21 protein-coding genes are annotated in these 16043 nt (G+C 59.9%); 14 read left to right on the top strand and 7 right to left on the bottom strand.

Features of this window, described 5'->3' with window-relative positions; all coding sequences use genetic code 11:
* Positions 1-112 precede the first annotated feature (112 nt).
* From deoC to rpaB, 3 genes are all read left to right on the top strand, one after another.
* Positions 113-814 (top strand): deoxyribose-phosphate aldolase, encoded by a 702-nt coding sequence (gene deoC, locus NW827_RS00955; RefSeq protein ID WP_414360633.1) that lies wholly within the window; start codon positions 113-115, stop codon positions 812-814.
* On the top strand, positions 811-1671 hold the full coding sequence (gene recO, locus NW827_RS00950) for a DNA repair protein RecO (protein WP_414503227.1): 861 nt from the start codon (positions 811-813) through the stop codon (positions 1669-1671). Before deoC ends, recO begins: the two co-directional genes overlap by 4 nt.
* A 408-nt stretch (positions 1672-2079) precedes the next feature.
* Positions 2080-2820: a response regulator transcription factor RpaB gene (rpaB, locus tag NW827_RS00945; protein ID WP_414360628.1), complete on the top strand. Its 741-nt coding sequence runs from the start codon at positions 2080-2082 to the stop codon at positions 2818-2820.
* On the opposite strand, the gene NW827_RS00940 is transcribed toward rpaB, so the two are convergent.
* The 3 genes from NW827_RS00940 to NW827_RS00930 form a co-directional block, all read right to left on the bottom strand.
* Positions 2817-4577 carry a tetratricopeptide repeat protein gene (locus NW827_RS00940; RefSeq protein WP_414404361.1) on the bottom strand — a complete coding sequence of 587 codons (1761 nt, stop codon included), beginning with the start codon at positions 4575-4577 and terminating at the stop codon, positions 2817-2819. The genes rpaB and NW827_RS00940 overlap by 4 nt on opposite strands.
* A 145-nt stretch (positions 4578-4722) precedes the next feature.
* Positions 4723-4923 carry a DUF2811 domain-containing protein gene (locus NW827_RS00935; RefSeq protein WP_414360623.1) on the bottom strand — a complete coding sequence of 67 codons (201 nt, stop codon included), beginning with the start codon at positions 4921-4923 and terminating at the stop codon, positions 4723-4725.
* 591 nt (positions 4924-5514) lie between these two features.
* The gene (locus NW827_RS00930) at positions 5515-6189 is read right to left on the bottom strand and encodes a RibD family protein (protein WP_414503226.1); all 675 of its coding nucleotides are present in this window, start codon (positions 6187-6189) and stop codon (positions 5515-5517) included.
* A 74-nt stretch (positions 6190-6263) separates the two neighbouring features.
* Between NW827_RS00930 and NW827_RS00925 the strand changes: the two genes are divergently transcribed.
* Both NW827_RS00925 and clpS read left to right on the top strand, forming a co-directional pair.
* A complete protein-coding gene (locus NW827_RS00925) occupies positions 6264-6659 on the top strand; it encodes a hypothetical protein (RefSeq protein WP_414360619.1) in 396 nt (131 codons plus the stop codon).
* Between the two features lie 233 nt (positions 6660-6892).
* Complete coding sequence (gene clpS, locus NW827_RS00920; RefSeq protein ID WP_414360618.1) at positions 6893-7204, top strand: ATP-dependent Clp protease adapter ClpS; 312 nt, start codon at positions 6893-6895, stop codon at positions 7202-7204.
* Here clpS and cobT read toward each other — a convergent pair.
* The gene (gene cobT, locus NW827_RS00915; protein WP_414404363.1) at positions 7153-8310 is read right to left on the bottom strand and encodes a nicotinate mononucleotide-dependent phosphoribosyltransferase CobT; all 1158 of its coding nucleotides are present in this window, start codon (positions 8308-8310) and stop codon (positions 7153-7155) included. The two genes, clpS and cobT, sit on opposite strands and share 52 nt — an antisense overlap.
* 125 nt (positions 8311-8435) lie before the next feature.
* On the opposite strand from cobT, the gene NW827_RS00910 reads away from it, so the two are divergent.
* The 5 genes from NW827_RS00910 (at position 8436) to NW827_RS00890 (ending at position 12468) form a co-directional block, all read left to right on the top strand.
* Complete coding sequence (locus NW827_RS00910) at positions 8436-8759, top strand: DUF1825 family protein (protein ID WP_414360810.1); 324 nt, start codon at positions 8436-8438, stop codon at positions 8757-8759.
* 31 nt (positions 8760-8790) lie between these two features.
* Positions 8791-9240, top strand: a complete 450-nt coding sequence (locus NW827_RS00905) for a Fur family transcriptional regulator (protein WP_414360614.1) — start codon at positions 8791-8793, stop codon at positions 9238-9240.
* Positions 9237-9740, top strand: a complete 504-nt coding sequence (locus tag NW827_RS00900) for an AbrB family transcriptional regulator (RefSeq protein WP_414360613.1) — start codon at positions 9237-9239, stop codon at positions 9738-9740. The genes NW827_RS00905 and NW827_RS00900 overlap by 4 nt, the downstream gene beginning before the upstream one ends.
* A gap of 70 nt (positions 9741-9810) precedes the next feature.
* Positions 9811-10506, top strand: a complete 696-nt coding sequence (locus tag NW827_RS00895) for a chorismate pyruvate-lyase family protein (RefSeq protein WP_414404364.1) — start codon at positions 9811-9813, stop codon at positions 10504-10506.
* 558 nt (positions 10507-11064) lie between these two features.
* Positions 11065-12468, top strand: coding sequence for a serine/threonine protein kinase (locus NW827_RS00890; protein WP_414360609.1), 1404 nt, complete (start codon positions 11065-11067; stop codon positions 12466-12468).
* On the opposite strand, the gene NW827_RS00885 is transcribed toward NW827_RS00890, so the two are convergent.
* Entirely contained in the window at positions 12460-12771 is a 312-nt protein-coding gene (locus NW827_RS00885) for a hypothetical protein (RefSeq protein ID WP_414404365.1), read from the bottom strand. The genes NW827_RS00890 and NW827_RS00885 overlap by 9 nt on opposite strands.
* A 125-nt stretch (positions 12772-12896) precedes the next feature.
* The gene (locus NW827_RS00880; RefSeq protein ID WP_414360605.1) at positions 12897-13184 is read right to left on the bottom strand and encodes a hypothetical protein; all 288 of its coding nucleotides are present in this window, start codon (positions 13182-13184) and stop codon (positions 12897-12899) included.
* A gap of 305 nt (positions 13185-13489) precedes the next feature.
* On the opposite strand from NW827_RS00880, the gene NW827_RS00875 reads away from it, so the two are divergent.
* From NW827_RS00875 to NW827_RS00865, 3 genes are read left to right on the top strand one after another with little or no spacing between them, the layout of a single operon-like run.
* Entirely contained in the window at positions 13490-13819 is a 330-nt protein-coding gene (locus NW827_RS00875) for a phasin family protein (RefSeq protein WP_414360602.1), read from the top strand.
* A 41-nt stretch (positions 13820-13860) separates the two neighbouring features.
* Positions 13861-14463, top strand: coding sequence for a 3-isopropylmalate dehydratase small subunit (gene leuD, locus NW827_RS00870; RefSeq protein ID WP_414360600.1), 603 nt, complete (start codon positions 13861-13863; stop codon positions 14461-14463).
* Positions 14460-15536: an SAM-dependent methyltransferase gene (locus NW827_RS00865; protein ID WP_414503225.1), complete on the top strand. Its 1077-nt coding sequence runs from the start codon at positions 14460-14462 to the stop codon at positions 15534-15536. Before leuD ends, NW827_RS00865 begins: the two co-directional genes overlap by 4 nt.
* On the opposite strand, the gene NW827_RS00860 is transcribed toward NW827_RS00865, so the two are convergent.
* The gene (locus NW827_RS00860) at positions 15518-15706 is read right to left on the bottom strand and encodes a hypothetical protein (protein ID WP_414360596.1); all 189 of its coding nucleotides are present in this window, start codon (positions 15704-15706) and stop codon (positions 15518-15520) included. The two genes, NW827_RS00865 and NW827_RS00860, sit on opposite strands and share 19 nt — an antisense overlap.
* A 142-nt stretch (positions 15707-15848) precedes the next feature.
* On the opposite strand from NW827_RS00860, the gene NW827_RS00855 reads away from it, so the two are divergent.
* Entirely contained in the window at positions 15849-16037 is a 189-nt protein-coding gene (locus NW827_RS00855) for a hypothetical protein (RefSeq protein ID WP_414360594.1), read from the top strand.
* The last annotated feature ends 6 nt before the right edge of the window (positions 16038-16043 follow it).

The raw sequence follows: 16043 nt of genomic DNA, 5'->3' as shown, positions 1-16043 counted from the left end.
GGTATCAAGATGTTGCCCTGCTCGGCCCCCAAAAAGGACCACCTGGTCCTGAATTGGCCGAGTCCTGGCTGGGCTGGGGGGCTAGAGTAGAAATGGTGCTGTTACCTAACCTATGGTCTCTTTGGAGCCCCAAGGTCTAGCAAAAGGGCCGATTAACCTGGCAGAGTACATTGACCACACGCTGCTGCTGCCCATGGTGACCCCGGAGGAAATTGAGGAGGGGTGCGAAATTGCCCTGCGCTACGGCTTCCCTACCTTTTGTGTGCCTCCCTGCTACGTGCGGCGGGTGGTTGAGCGGCTGCACGGGTCGCCAGTACGGGTGAGCACCGTGGTGGGGTTTCCCTTGGGGACCAACACAGCGGAGGTCAAACTCTACGAAGCTCAACTGGCTGTGGAGCAGGGCTGCCAGGAGCTGGATGTTCGCATTAACCTCGCCTGGCTTAAGGCGGGGGATCTGGATCGCCTCCACGCCGAGATTGCTGAGATTGTGGAGGAGACGGGGGTTTGCGTCAAAGCCATTTTGGAGACAGCCCAGCTTACTGACGAGGAAAAAAAGCTGGCTGCCGAGATCTGTATGGATGCGGGAGCTGCCTTTTTGATGACCTCCACTGGCTGGATGGGAGGGGCAACCTTGGCAGATGTGCAACTGCTGGCCCAGCTTAGCCGGGGTCGGGTGGGGGTAAAAGCTTCGGGCGGCATTCGCACGCTGGCCCAGGCGGAAGCAATGATTGCAGCAGGGGCTACTCGGATTGGCACCTCTTGGGGGTTAGAGCTGATGCAAGAGCTGCGGGCGAGGGAGGCTGGCAGAGCATGAGCGGGCGAACCTACCGGGTTACCGGCATCAATCTCAAAGGCATTCCCCTGGGGGAGTCGGATCGGGTGGTGACCATCCTCACTCGCGAGCAGGGATTGCTGCGGGCAGTAGCCAAGGGATCCCGCAAGCCGTCTTCCAAGTGGGGAGGGCGACTGGAGCCCTTTGTAGTTAACGACCTGCTGCTTGCCCGAGGACGGTGGTCGGCCCAAACGGATCCCTCCCAGCGCCTGCAGCGTATTGTTCAGGCAGAAACCCTGCAGAGTTTTCCCCGTCTAGGCCGCAGCTTGGCCCACCTCACGGCAGCCCAGTACCTGGCAGAGGTGGCTTTGCTCCTGGCCCTGCCAGATCAGGCTCAGGAAGAGCTGTTTGTGCTCTTAGTAGAACACTTGCAGCGCATTGAGCAGGCTCCTGCAGCAGAGGCGGTTTTGCCGCTCCTTGTCCATGGCCTCTATCACCTTTTGGCTGTGGGGGGGGTTGCCCCCTCGGTACAGGCCTGCTACTCCTGTGGGAGAGAGTTAGTGGGCGAGGTTTTCTTCTGTCCCCAGGGGGGCGGCCTGCTCTGCGATCCCTGCCGGATGGCACAGCGGCCCAACCCCCTTGCCGCCGTCTCCAGTTCTGTCCTGCAGGTCCTGGGATTCCTGCCTGGCCCCACCTTGCCCCCCTTGGCTAACAAAACGCCGCCTTTGACGGCTTGGCGGGGGGCAGAGCGCCTGTTGCGCCGAATTTTGGAGCAGCATGCGGAGCGAGAAATCCGGTCTGCCCGCCTGCTGGCTGGCTGCTCCCCTGCAGACGAGCAGGGATCCCCAGTTGCTCCAGCTTTTTCTGAGGCCAATCCCAAACAATTGGCGACCTCTTGAAAAAGTTGTGAAGGTATGTGTCAAGTTGGGCAAATGGCTGCAAAATAGAGCTTCAAGGTGGCTAGGCAGCCGCTTCTAGATGATACATTAAGTGCTAGAAAGTAAATTCCTTGTAAGGGCTTCTCAGCTTTGGCCGCGGTCAACCGCGAGGGTTTGCAGAGAAGACGGCAGCTAAAGGCAAGGGAAGCCAGTGCTTTTAAGAGCTGTTGCCAAGTAGGCCTTCTGCGTTCCTTGGCTGGAGGTGGGTTCTTGGGCCACAGTTTTCTAAGCACGAGTTTGGCGGCGTTTCCGTAGGAAGGCCGAGTCGGTTACCAGGAAGCGAAATGTGCCTTGGCCACCTGCCCTTTAGCGGCAGGAGGAGCTCTTCTTAACTTCTCCAAGCATAGTGAGTACAGGAGTTGCAGCACCGTGGAAGCCCAGCGTAAAGAACGGATTCTCGTGGTTGATGATGAAGCTAGCATCCGCCGCATCTTGGAAACTCGCCTCTCGATGATTGGGTACGAGGTGGTTACCGCAGCCGACGGCGAGGAGGCGCTGCAGGTCTTCCGCAAGCAGAATCCTGACCTGGTGGTGCTGGATGTCATGATGCCAAAGCTGGATGGCTACGGGGTCTGCCAGGAGTTGCGCAAAGAATCCGACATCCCAATCATCATGCTTACAGCCTTGGGGGATGTGGCCGACCGCATTACTGGGTTGGAGCTGGGGGCGGATGACTACGTGGTCAAGCCCTTTTCCCCCAAGGAGCTGGAGGCCCGCATTCGCTCGGTGCTGCGGCGGGTGGCACGCTCTAGCCATGAGGGGATCCCCAGCTCCGGGATTATCCAGGTGGGGGATCTTTGCATTGACACCAACAAGCGCCAAGTCTACAAGCGGGGCGAGCGCATCCGCCTGACGGGAATGGAGTTTAGTTTACTGGAGCTATTGGTTAGCCGCTCTGGGGAGCCGTTTTCCCGCGCCGAGATCCTGCAAGAGGTATGGGGCTATACACCAGAGCGCCATGTGGATACACGGGTGGTGGACGTTCACATTTCGCGGCTACGGGCCAAGTTGGAGGATGACCCGAGCAATCCTGAGCTTATCCTAACAGCCCGCGGCACTGGCTACCTGTTTCAGCGCATTGTGCCAAAAGGCGAAAAAGGAGAGGGTTAGGAAGGGATCCCTGCCAATTTCTCCTCCAGCGCCCTTCGCATCTGCTGCAGGGGGCCAACCCAGTCGCCAGGGGCTTCTTGGCGGAATAGGCGCATCACACCAGGGTACCAGGGGCTATCCTGGCGGTGCAGCAACCAGCGCCAATCGGCCGCAAAGGGCAGTAGCACCCACACCGGCTTGCCCAGGGCTCCAGCTAAGTGAGCAACGGCGGTATCGACGCTAATTACTAGATCCAACTGGGCAACTGCCCTGGCAGTATCGACAAAGTTGCGGAAACGGGATCCCAGCTCCACCACCTGGTGCTGCTTTAGCAGGGGTTCCACCTGGCTTAGCTCTTCCCCCACCTGTAGGCTAACCCACTGCACCTGGGGCAGATCAAGGTGCTCAAGGAAGAGGTGGAGAGGACAGCTTTTTAACCTCCACACCCGGTTGAGGGCAGGGTCGCTGCGGCGGCCACTGGCCCACACCAAACCCACCTTCATCTCCTTTTGAGGAACTTTGGGCCATGCTTCTGGCCAGGCAGAGCCCTCTTGGGGACAGACCAGGTAGGGGAGACGGGCAGGGATTGTTTCTAGCGTGGTGCCCAGGCGGTGGGGCAGGCTGAGCAACGGCAGGTGCCAGTCAAAGGGAGGTAGGGGATCCGTATCCGAGATAACCTGTACCTGAGGAAAGGAGGCCCGCAGCAACTTGACTAGGGAGGGGGGGCAGCGGAAGTAGAGGGAGGCCTGCGGATGGGCCGCGGCCAGAAGGGGCAGGTAGCGCACAAACTGAAGGGTGTCCCCCAACCCTTGTTCGGCGTAAATGAGCAGAGTCTGCTGGCCCAAGGGGGATCCCGTCCACAAGGGCGAAGGGAAGCGCGGATAGGCTGCCCCCTGGCGCTGCAGCCGCCATTCGTACTCCCGCCATCCCTCCTCATAGCGGCCCAGGGTAAGCAGGGCCGTGCCCAGGTTGTAGTGGATCTCTGGCCAGTCAGGGGCCAGTTGCAAGCCCCGCCGGTAGGACTCAAGGGCGGCCTCGAGGCAGTTCTGTTCCTGCAGGACCGTGCCCAAGTTGTTGTGGGGCTGAGCATCCTTTGGCAGCAGGGGGATGGCCTGTCGGAGGCAGTCGGCGGCCTCCTCCAGGCGGTCTTGCAGGTGGAGGCAGTGGGCGAGGTTGACAAGGATCCGCCCCTCCTGGGGTAGGAAGGCAAGGGCTTGGCGAAACCAGCCTTCCGCTTCCTCCAGCTGGTTATCGAACATCAGAGCATTGCCCAGGGCGGCCAGAGCGTAGGGCTGGGGAGGTTGGGCTGCTGCAGCTTGGCGCAGCACCGCAATGGCCCGCTGCCGTTGCCCCAGCGCCAGCCAACAACTGCCCAGCCGGAACAGCAGTTGCCCATTGCCAGGGGCAAAGGCCAACCCCTCTTGGTAGGCGTGCACTGCCTCCTCCAGGTGGCCCAGCAGCATCCACGCATCACCCAACTCCTGCCAGGCAGGCACCCAGTCCTTCCGCAGGTGCACAGCCAGTTGCAAGGGGGTCAAGGCTTGACAGGGATCTCCCATCTGGAGGTAGAGAGACCCTAGCAGCGCTTGGGCGGCAGCCAGGTGCGGATGGGTGCGGGTGAGCTGTTGACAAAGGCGCAGTGCCGCCCCCAGATCCCCTGCTTGTCGGTAGCGCTCGGCTACAGCCAGCGCCGCCTCCGGCGAGGGGAAGGAGTGCCCTGCGGTCCGGCACCTAGCCGCCTGCCGATTGCCTTTCCCTTGACCAAAACCCTGGGGCACGGCGGTTTTTCCCTTGTGGGTCCTTTTTGCCCTGCCTGCGGCTTTGGGGCAGCAGCAGGGCACCTTCCTAACTTGTAGGTTAACAGGACGCTCCCAAAGCCCTAAGCTGGCCTTCGGCTAGCTGTGGGGCTTGCTTTTGAAGGGCCTAGTTGCGGCGAAAGAGGCTGTCTAGGTAAATGCGCGCAGCACGTCGATCCCCATCTCCGCTTTGGAGCAAGAACAACGAGAGGGCTGCCGTTACAACCCGGTCTTGGTCCCAGTCGGGATGACGAGAGAGGTAGTTTTTGAGGGTGTCATGGAGCTCCTTGGGGATTTCGCTCAAAATGCTGACGGTGGGAGAATCCATAGCCCAACCACCTACCTGGGATTAATACTCAAACAGTCGAAACAGAAAGATTCTAGGCCCTCGGCCAAAGCCCAGCTGGCCCAGGAAGAAAGCCCACCCGCTGACCCAGTCCTCTAACTGGGGCCCCTCAGGGATCGCTTTGGCCTCACAGGAAAGGGTGTAAAAGGGCTGGCCTGTCAGCTGCCTGCAAGCAGCTAGCCACTCCCTGGTCTCTCTCAAGCAGGAGAAGGACAAGGGGGACGCAATTGTCTCTGAGGAGAAGGGCTGGGGAAATCTCCCCCTCACCTCAGGTGGGGTTATTTTGCCCTCTGTCCTGGGGGGAATGTCAATCCTGGGCAAGAGTATCCAGGGGAACTTAAGCCCTCCCTTGGCCTTGATGGCATCGGAAAAAGCGACGCGATCCCGTTACGTTTCTCAGGGTGTAGTCACTTGAACCTTACTGGTGGCCACTTTTCCACAGAACCCTTCGAGGCGGCCTCCAGAGCGAAAGACCTTGTGGAAAACAGCCCGCCTACCTGTGGAAAGACTGGGGAAAACCTGTGGATTTTTGGGAAATCTCAGTTTTCTAAAAAATTTTCCTCGAGTCCTCTCCTAGGGCCACTCAACTCGATAGTGCAAAAACAGCTCTTGGGAACCGCGGCGGCACTCGAGCAGCTCCAGGCGCGGCGGGGATCCCTGCAGTTGCCAGCCCTCGATGCTAGCTGGGGCAGCGGGGTAGCCACTCAGTAGCAGCGGCGCCAGCGTCACCCACAGCTCATCCAAAGCTTGCGCCTGCAAAAACGCCCCCAAAAGCCGCCCCCCGCCCAATAGGCCTACCTGGTCGATCCCCCGCTGCCGCAGGCGAGCTAGGCGAGCAGTCAAATCCCAATCCGAGGCCACCCAGATCTCGGCAAAACCGGGCCTTCCCTGCCACCGGCGGGATCCCGCCGGCGTTGTCCATAGCCAGCGGGTAAGGGGCTGGCGAAAAAAGGGCAGCTCTTCCGGAATCTCGCCGCTGCTGGAACAAATAATTGTCAGGGGCTGGGGGGGGAGACCCCGCGCCATTCGGCTTTGGATAAGCTCCGGATCCCGCAGGCGGAGACTGGTGCCGTAAGCCCGCAGCGTGGCCGCCCCCATGATTAAAGCCTGTTGCCGAGCAGCTTGGGTTTCCAGATGCCGCTGGTCTTCAGAGCTAAGGAAGTGGGGCCTTTGCCCGCGGTGGGCAGCAAGCTTGCCATCGAGACTCTGGGCCAAGATGGCCACCAAGTGGGGACGAGGCGCTTTCAAAGGCAAATCTCTTGCAACCGACCAGGATAGACTTAGGGATAGCCAGTGCCCCAGCTCCAGCGTCGTTTGAAGGGATGCTAGGAACCCTCCAGTCCTCCACCATCCGCATCGAGGTTGAGGCCCGTTCCTCGACTCTGCAGCGCTGCCTCACGGAAGTGGAGCTGTTGCGGCAGTGGATCTGGCCACAACAACTGCAGGGATCCCTACCTGCCCAGCTACAACAGGGCAGCACCTTTGCCGTCCATTGGGGCCCTATCTCCATCCTGCACCAGGTGGAAACCCTGTTGCCCCGGCGGCTGCGGCTACTGATGTGGGGTGGTGCCGATGGCTACTGTGACTGGCTATGGGGGAATGGGTGGGTACAGTTGCGGGTAGAGGCCATCTCGCTCCTGCCCTTGGGCTTGGGCCAATTGCTGATGCTGCGGCAACTGCAGCAGTTTGCCCAAAGCCAAGAACGACGACCCTCCTAGGGACTTTTCGTAGCTTCTAGCAGCGCTAAACCTTGGCATGCTTCCGCAATCGCCCCAGCTAGGAACTGGTACGGGAATCCGCAGGCAGGCCCAGGCTGACCCTAGCCACAAAACTGGCTAAAAATAGCTACTAGTAGTGGTCACAAACGGACGGCCTTCACAGCTTGGCTTAAGTTGTGGAAAGGCCGCTGCCGGAAGTTGGGTCTTAGAGGTTGTTTCGCTCCTAAGCTGCTATGACCGCGATCACGGAAACTCCAACCCGGACTCTGCAGCAGTTGGCCTCAGTTACAACGCGGGTTCGCAAACCCTACCCCAACTATAAGGTGATTGTCCTGGACGACGACTTCAACACCTTCCAGCACGTTACTGAATGCTTGCTCAAGTACATCCCCGGCATGACTTTGCCCTTGGCGCGACAACTGACAATGCAGGTGGACAGGGAGGGCCAGGCAGTTGTCTGGGTCGGTCCGCAAGAGCAAGCAGAGCTCTACCATCAGCAGTTGCTGCGGGAAGGCCTGACGATGGCCCCGCTGGAACCAGCCTGAAGTACGAGCTGCTCGTAGCTGCGCTCAACAGCGGCCAATAGCTCTGCCTGACCCCAGCCAGCATACAGGCTACTGGCAATGGCTAGCCCGCCGGCTCCTACTCCCTCTTTGACATAGCCTTGCTCATAGGCTTGCAGGGAGGGGTAGCGGCTCTGAGCCAAGCTCAGTTGGGTGGCCAAGAGACAAACATTGCCCAACATCTCCGCCAGGCCTACCGTGTTGCCTGAGGGATCCTCTGCTACCCAGCGGGTGGTGCCCACCACCACGTTCTCTGGCGGCCAGAGGATCCCTTGCTCTTCTCCCCAGCGCCGCATGAGGGCCAGCACCGCTAGCATTTGCGTTCCTCCCGCCAGCAGCACCGGCCCCCGCTGGGCTGCTGCCATGGCCAGCCCAGCTACAAAGGGTTGCATGGGATCCCCTACGGCAGCCACTACCTCTGGCGCGGTCGCGGTGGAGGGGAGATTCTTCAAACCTCGCTGGGCCAAGGCTAGCTTCTGGGTGTGGTTACAGACCGGATGGCTGCTGTTGACCATGCCGTCTGCCTGCCAGCCTAGCCCCAGCAACACCGCCAGTGCCGTCGTGGTACCACCCGCCACGCATTCTCCGACGACGCAGTAGCTGGCTTCCAGTTGGGATCCCCGCTCATACCCCTCCCGCCACAAGGCTCTCACCTGTTCTAGGGACAACGCCTGGCCGGTGCTCAGGCAGCGGGCTGGCCCGCCAGAAGGCACTTTTTCTGCTCCTGGCAAAGGCTCCAGAAGGCCACAGTCGAACACGCCACAGGGGATCCCCAGCTCGCTTAAGACAGCCCGGCTGATGACCACCGGCGAGGGATAGCCCTCGGGCGAGGTAGGCAAGCGCTGAGAACGGCCGGTCAGCAGCACCTCCCCGTCCGCCAAGGCTGTGTAGCGCCGTAGGGAGGGCGTGGCGCCAGCAGCGGAAATACCTGGAATGAGAGCTGTTTCGGTAAACCCTAGGCAGGCCAGAAACAGAGGTCGGGATCCCTGTACCCGTTGGCACCACTGTTGGGCCAAAGCGGGCTGAGTGTAAGCCTCAATGCAGGGAGGCAGGAGCATAGCTGACAGGCTAAGATCTCGGGTCTTCATCTTCTAGTAAGTCACCTAAATCAATTCCCTCAGGACGGGATCCCGTCAGCACCGCCTGCATTCTCCAACGCCATCGGATAGGATAGGTATATCGAATGTCGTTTGTTGGGGGCAAGGGGAAAGCCATGAGCTTTTTCGACTCGGAGATTGTCCAGGAAGAGGCAAGGCAACTGTTTCAGGATTTCCAAAACCTGATGCGACTGGGTGAGCGCTACGGTCAATTTGACCGGGAAGGCAAAAAAATCTTTATTCAGCACATGGAAGAATTGCTGGAGCGTCAGCGCATTTTCATGAAGAGGCTGGAGCTCTCCGACGATTTTATGGCCCAACTGACTATTAAGCAATTGCAAACTCAACTGGGGATGTTTGGGCTTTCTCTGAGCCAAATGTTTGACCAAATGCAGCAGACCCTAGAGCGCATGAAAGCTGAGGCTGACGCTGAGCACTAACTCTCACAGTAACCCCCAAGGGAAAAGGCTCATGTCCTCCTCCCGCCAGACTCGCAACCAAAAATTGATCCTGGAAGTGCTGGAGCAGAGCGAACGGCCCCTAGCGGCTCAGGAGATTTTCCTGAAGCTGCGCAACGCCAACCACACGGTAGGCTTAGCCACTGTCTACCGGGTTTTGGAGGCCCTCCGCAATGAGGGCAGGGTCCAGGCCGTCCACCTGGGGGATCAGCAAACCTACTACCAGGTGCTGCCCAGCAACGGCCACAGTCGCCATCACCTGATCTGCACCGAATGTCGGCGGGTGGTGCCTTTGCCAGATTGTCCGGTGGGGGATCTGGAGGAGCAGCTGGCCAGCCGCTACCAATTTGTAATCGAGTACCATGTGCTTGACTTCTACGGCGTCTGCGCCGAATGCCGTGGAGGAAGCAGGCCCAACCCTAATTGCCAGTCATCCTATTGCCTTGAGGCCAAGCCACAATGATGAACTATCTCTGGACAGTGTTGATTGGGTTGGCAGGCGCCTTGATTGCCGTCAAGCTAAGGCTGCCAGCCGGGGCTTTAGTAGGCTCGATGGTGGCAGTAGGCTTGGTCAATGTTTGGGGGGCAATCCCGATTCCCACTCCCCCCTCTGGGATCCGCTTTGTCATGCAGGTGGTCCTGGGTATTCTCCTAGGCAGCAAGCTCACCGCTGAGACATTCCTGGCCCTCAAGGATCTGTGGCGGCCAGCCCTGCTGTGTACGGTGATTGCGGTGAGTACTGGCGTTCTCTCAGGGTTTTTGATCTCTCGCTGGTTGGGGATCGAGCGCCTGACTGCCATCTTGGGTACGGCCCCAGGGGGCATCTCCGATATGAGCTTGATCGCCCTGGACATGGGAGCCCAAACTAGCACAGTGGTGGTTATGCATCTGGCCCGCCTGATCAGCGTCATTGTGGTCGTCCCCTGGGTGGTGCGGCTGCTGATCCAGCCGGGCACGAGCTAGAGAAGTTTGCCGCGAGGGGGAGTGGGTTAGACTAGGTGTCGATACAGAACTTAACAACTGCACTGCCATCTTGGAACTTTTCCACTCTCTATCCCTCGGCCATGCCTTTGGGGCGGCACCTCCCAAGAGCTCAGCTGGCTCTGCGGAGGAGGGTTTCCTAGGCAATGTTCCCTCGGGTCAAGCCGAGTGGTGGCCGCTGCGGTTGCAGTGGCAGGGGGAAGCCGACCCCCTTCACCCTGAGCTGATGCAGGTGGATCCCGTGTTGCGGCTGTTGCTGCTGGGGGATGGCTTGACCACTCGCAATCTGGCCACTCTAACCCTGGAACCCATTCAGGCCCAGCTGTTGGATACAGCCCAGGTCGAGCTGCTGGCCGAGCAAAGCACCGTCCCCAAGTCCATGCCTCAACTGGCTAAGGATCTGGCGCGGCTGGGATCCCCCTTGATGCGGCGGCGGGTTTGTCTGTGGGGGGCGGCCTCGCAACGGCCTTTGCTGTATGCCACCTCTTGGTGGAATCCTGCCCATCTGGCCCAGTACTTGCCCCATCCTGATCTGCCCATTGGTCAAAACCTAATCCAAGAAAAACTGGAGACCTTTCGCGAGTTGGGGCGGCTCTACTACGGCGAAGCCGAGCCCATTGCCCGGCTTCTCAACTGCCCCGGCCCTTTTTGGGCTAGGCACTATCTCCTGTTACACCGGGGCCAGCCTTTGACGGTCATTTACGAGGTCTTTTCCTCCCGCCTAGGGGCCAAAGTCCTGCCTGGCTAGACGCCGGCGTTCTTTGCTGCCGTTGGCCGATGGCAGGCGAGTTGGGGTGGCCGAGAAACTCGTTTTGCTGGCCACATCCAAACCTTGGGCCGGGCTGAGGACCCAAACTTGCCAAACAGAGAGCAGCCCCCCTCCAGCCGGCACTCAAGAGAGCAAGCCAAGCAGTAGAGGTCACAGCCGGCTGCGGCAAGGGGGAGGGCTGGGATCTGGCTGTTGCTGAGGGACGTGGTATCTCACTGGGCCAATTGCCGCAACCCTTCGGGGAAGTCGGCAGGCAGACGGCACCCGCCGGCGGCAAGCGGCTTTGATCTCCTCTAGGCTGGCTTGGGGAGAAAGCCCTGGTAGTAGGTGGGGAAACAGGCGGAGGGGCCAGGGGAGACTCGGTAGAGAACCAGGGATCCCTCGCCAGCATATCCTGCCCGTTTTGGGAAAGCTGTTGGATAGGCTTTCCAGGAATCCCATTGATTCTGTCTCCCAGAACAAATTTCTGACCCCGAGGGGATCCCTGTCCTAGAGCTACTATGGAGCTGAGCAAACGGGGTGCTTGAGCGAGGAGAGATGGCTTCAGAGCGTCCAGTTTGGCGGCAGCGGTATCAACTCGAGCGGCGGCTGAGCAAGCGTAGCGGTAGACACACCTACCTAGCGCGGGATCTCCTCACCTCAGAACCGGTTGTCATCAAGCTAATCCTATTCGGGCCGGATTTCAACTGGGCCGACCTGAAGCTGTTTGAGCGAGAAGCCCAGATCCTGCAAACTCTCTCCCACCCGGCCATTCCCCAGTACCGCGATTGCTTTGAAATTGCCCTGAAAGGGGGGCGCGGCCTGGCGCTGGTTCAAAGCTACATCGATGCCCCCTCGTTGCAGGAGTGGATAGAGCGAGGGCGACGTTTTGCCGAGCCAGAAGTGCGCGACTTGGCGCAAAAGCTGCTGCGCATCCTCATCTACCTCCACGAGCTCCATCCGCCGGTTATCCACCGAGATCTCAAGCCCAGCAACATTCTGTTGGCAGCCGACGGGCAGGTGTACCTGGTGGATTTTGGCTCGGTGCAGGCGGCTGCGCCGCGGGAGCAGGGATCCTACACCGTGGTGGGGAGCTACGGCTACATGCCCCTAGAGCAATTTGGCGGCAGAACTGTGCCTGCCTCCGATCTCTACAGCCTAGGCGCCACGCTGATTCACCTGCTGACAGGCCAGCATCCGGCGGACTTGCCGCAGGTGGGATCCCGGATTGGGTTCGAGCAAGCGGTGCAACTGAGCCCGGCCTTTCGCGACTGGCTGCGCTGGCTGACAGAGCCCTTAGTGGCGGATCGCCCCACTTCCGCCCGGCAGGCCCTGGCGGCACTGGAGCAGTTGGATCGCCACCCCCTGCCGGTTCCTTCAACAGCAGCCGCGGTTCCCCGCCGAAAGCCGGCAGGCAGCCGGATTCAACTGTACAAGTCCGAGCAGATCTTTCTGGTAGTGATCCCGGCCCAACGATCCGGTGCCTTGGCTTCGTTGCCTTTCGCCATTACTTGGAACTCCTTCATGGCCTTTTTCACGATCATGTCGGTTTGGTATGCTCCTTTTCCGGGCAATCTGATGGTTGGCCTGTTCACGCTGCCCTTCTGGATGGTGGGGTTGGCAGTGATGCGCGGGATCCTCTACGGGTTATTCGGCAAGGCCTACCTGCATATTGACAAAGAACGGATCAGCTTAGCCCACGAGCTGTTTGGCCTACGTTTTCATCCAGTTCCCCCTAGTTTACGACGGGATATTGACCGGCTGGAGTTGATCCCGCGCCATACCAAACGGGATTCCGATGGGGATCGCGGGGAGGTGAGCCCACGGTTGAACATCTGGGCGGGCATCCGCAAGTACGAGCTAACGGGTCTGCAGGAGCCAGAGCTGGAATGGCTGGCCTCGGAGCTGAGCCGTTGGCTCAAGATCCCGATTGAGCGGCGGGAAGGGCAGTCCTCAATCTAGGTAAGCGCTCAGCTCCTCCTCCAAGGTGGGCAACTCCACCTCTCCCCGCTCCAGCTCCTCCAGATCTTGCAGTTGTCTACGCAGGCGGGCAATCCGCTCCCGTAGATACTCTTTGATGCCCTTAGCCCCCAGGCTAAGGCAACTGCGGCAGATCTCGCCATAGATTTGGCCGCGGTCGTTGTAGACCACCGCCAGCAGCACCTGCTGCCCCTTTTTCTGGATCGGGGTGGCCCATCCGCCGCAGATAATGCAGGGCACGCGGCCATTGCCCGCGTAAATGCTGCGTTCCCAGACAACTCTCACGCTCGGCCTCACTGCAACTGTTGCCCACCAGCATAAGAACCCAGGGGGATCCCTTGCCACCCCAAACCCCAGAGCACTGGCCACCTCCCCTCTCCCTCAGGGAGAGGGGCTGGAGGTGGGGGTGGCTAAGCGTTGGGCTGGCTGGGCCGGGAGCGGTCAATGGTGCGGTAGGTGAGGCTGGCTGCTACCTCTAGAGCCTTGGCAGCGTCGCGGAAATAAAACCCCAACTCCTCATCCCTCTCAGTGCGGTTGGGCTTGTTGAGCTTGGCCTTGAACTGCACATTGCAATACATGGCCAACCCCACCAAAACCTCCGACAAACCATGCTGGTTAATGAGCCGTTCCAGATCTGTAAGCAGACTTTTGATCAGGGCATCAGCTACCGGTTCTGGCAAACTCTCCAGATCGTGCATGGGGGTTCCTCGGCAAACAAGAAGACTTGGGATCCCGGCTTTCCTAACTCCTAATCTTCCCGCATCTTTTGGGGAATGCCCAACTCTGTTGCTAGCACTTTGGCGTTTTCCCTATCCCCGAGGGCAGGCGCTCCGCGCTGCCAGTGGCAGAAACCCCTGGGCCGGCACCCCATAGGGGTTGAAACTGACCCCTCTTCGAGGGGGTGGAGCTCATTTGTTATGATGGCAGAGGCCGCCCTAAGAGAGGGGGCTAGAAAGGTCATGGGGGACAGTCCTGTTGGTCAAGTGGTCTCTGGAGGGCAGCATTGGAAAACAATAGTATCCTACGTCAGCTCTTACTGATGGGTGTTGGCACCACGACTTTGTTGGCAGAGCAGTTAAAGAAAGCTGCCGATGAGCTGGTGCAAAAAGGGCAGCTTAGCTCAGAAGAGGCATCCAATCTCCTCAACAGCCTGCTCAACCAGGTAAAAACTGAACAGAGCAACTTGGAATCCTACGTGCAGCGGCAGGTGCGCAACGTTTTGCAGGATTTGGGCGTGCCTCGCCAGTCGGAAATGGATGAGCTGCGCGGGCGGCTGGATCGCCTGGAGCGACAGGTGCGCAACTTGGAGAACCAAGTTTACCGCCGCTTTTAGCCCATCTCTGGACGGAGGGTGAAGTTTCGCCAGGGGTTTGCATGGCAAGCGAAGTTTTAAGTATTACAGGTCGAGGGATCCCACTGGTAGGCAATGACATTGACACGGACCGGATTATCCCAGCCCGCTTCCTAAGATGCGTTACCTTTGAGGGCTTGGGCCAACACGTGTTTGCCGACGACCGCGCCCAAGCTGCCGGCCAGCACCCCTTTGACCTGCCTCAGTACCAGGGGGCAGAGATCTTGCTGGTCAACGCTAACTTTGGCTGTGGCTCCAGCCGGGAACATGCCCCCCAGGCCCTGGCCAAGTGGGGGATCCGCGCCCTCATTGGCGAAAGCTTTGCCGAGATCTTTTTCGGCAACTGTCTAAGTTTGGGGATCCCCTGTGTAACAGCACCTGCGAGCGTAATCCACACTCTCCAGGAGGCAGTGGTCAGAAACCCGCAGCTCCAGTTAACGCTGGATCTGCTCAACAAACAGGTGCGTTGGGAGGACAAGGCCGCTGCTGTTGAAATCCCGCAGGGGGCCTGGCAGATGCTGGTGCAGGGGACGTGGGATGCCACCGGACAGTTGCTGGCCGCCCGGGATCGGATTCAAGAGGTGGCTGCTTCTTTGCCCTATCTGCGATGGCAGCGGGTCAAGTGAGCAGGTTTCTTCCCCCTGCTACTCACCTGTGGCTGGGCAGCGCCGACCCCAACTTTCTGGATCTGGCAAGGCGGGAAATTGCGGCGGCGGATCCCGAGGCCGTCCTTCAGCCCTTGCCGGAGGCACCTGGCCTTGTGTGGGTGTGCAGTCAGCGTTCCTTTGCCGACCTTGCCCAGGCCTGGCAGGCCAACCCCCCTATTTTTTTGCGCCACATCTGCCCCATCCAGCGGGAGTTTCAGCTGGACGAGGGATCCCTAGCGCAACTCTGTCTAGACGAAGAGCTGTTGGCGGCCATCGACCCTGCCCTCAGCTTTTCTGTGCAGACGCGCCTATTTGGCAAGCTCAACGTCAAGCCCTTTCAGGTCAACGCCGCCCTAGCAGCCCAGGTGGCGGCAGCAGTGGGGGCGCCGCTGCAGGTCAGGGATCCCCAACAGGTGATCTCGGTGGTGATCCTGGCCAACCCGACAGGGATCCGAGCTTGGCTGGGCCTGTCGCGGGCAGCGCAAAACCTCTCCACGTGGGCCGGCGGCATTCACCGCTTCCGCCGCGATCCCTGTCAGATTAGCCGCTCTGAGTTCAAGTTGCTAGAAGCCATCCAGGTGTTTCGCATCCCTTTGCACCCAGGAGGGCAGGCCCTAGATCTGGGGGCAGCGCCGGGGGGCTGGTCGCGCATTTTGCGCCTGCATGGCCAGCAGGTGACGGCCGTGGATCCGGCAGAGCTGGACAAGCGTCTCCGCTCCGATGCCGGCATTTGTCACCACCGCCTCAGCGCCCAAGCCTATCTGGCTCGCTGCGCGGGGCGGTTTCACCTCATTCTCAACGACATGCGCATGGATGGCCGCGCCTCTGCCCATTTGATGGTGGCTTTTGCCCCTTATCTGGAGCCGCAGGGGGCAGCCGTGATGACCCTAAAACTCCCCCGCCGCTCCCGCCTGCGGGTGCTGCAGCAAACGCTGGACATTTTGGGCAAGGCTTTTTCCGTGGTGAGAGCCCGCCACCTGTTCCACAACCGCAGCGAGGTTACCCTCTACCTGCAAAAAGAGATCCCCGCCCCTTACTCTTCCACCACCTGAATTTCTCGGCGCAGCACCTTCTCGCGAATGGACTCCAGCAAGTTCATCTCTTCCGGGGAGATTTTGCCATCGGCCCGGATGGCGGCGATGATTTGATCCACCTCGCTGCGGGTTAGCTTCTTATCTTCCAGAGCCCGCTCCACCAGCACTTGCAGTTGGGAAAACTCCATAAGACCACTGCTCCTCTGGGCTTAACCGGTCTTCTCACCTCATCCAGGCTATCTGCGCCCATTCCGATCCCTAGCAGGCGCAAGATTCTCTTCAGGTCGGGTATCCTAAAGAAAATGTAAAACCCCAGGAGAGAACGACGGTATGGCTGGCCCAAATCTCAAGAGCCCTGAGCACGACTGCGCCACTCTTTGCCGAGATGGCTGCGTTTTAGGCGAGGCCTGCCCCCACCGAGAAGCAGCCCTTCAGGCGGTGGCCTTCATCATGAACACAGACTGGGAAACCCTGATGCGGCTTGCCGAGTCCAGGAACTTACCCAAGAATTCCCCTTAGGAGGAG

This window comes from Synechococcus sp. H70.1, assembly GCF_047502705.1.
GTDB lineage: Bacteria > Cyanobacteriota > Cyanobacteriia > Thermostichales > Thermostichaceae > Thermostichus.
This window is presented reverse-complemented; position numbering and strand designations above follow the sequence as displayed.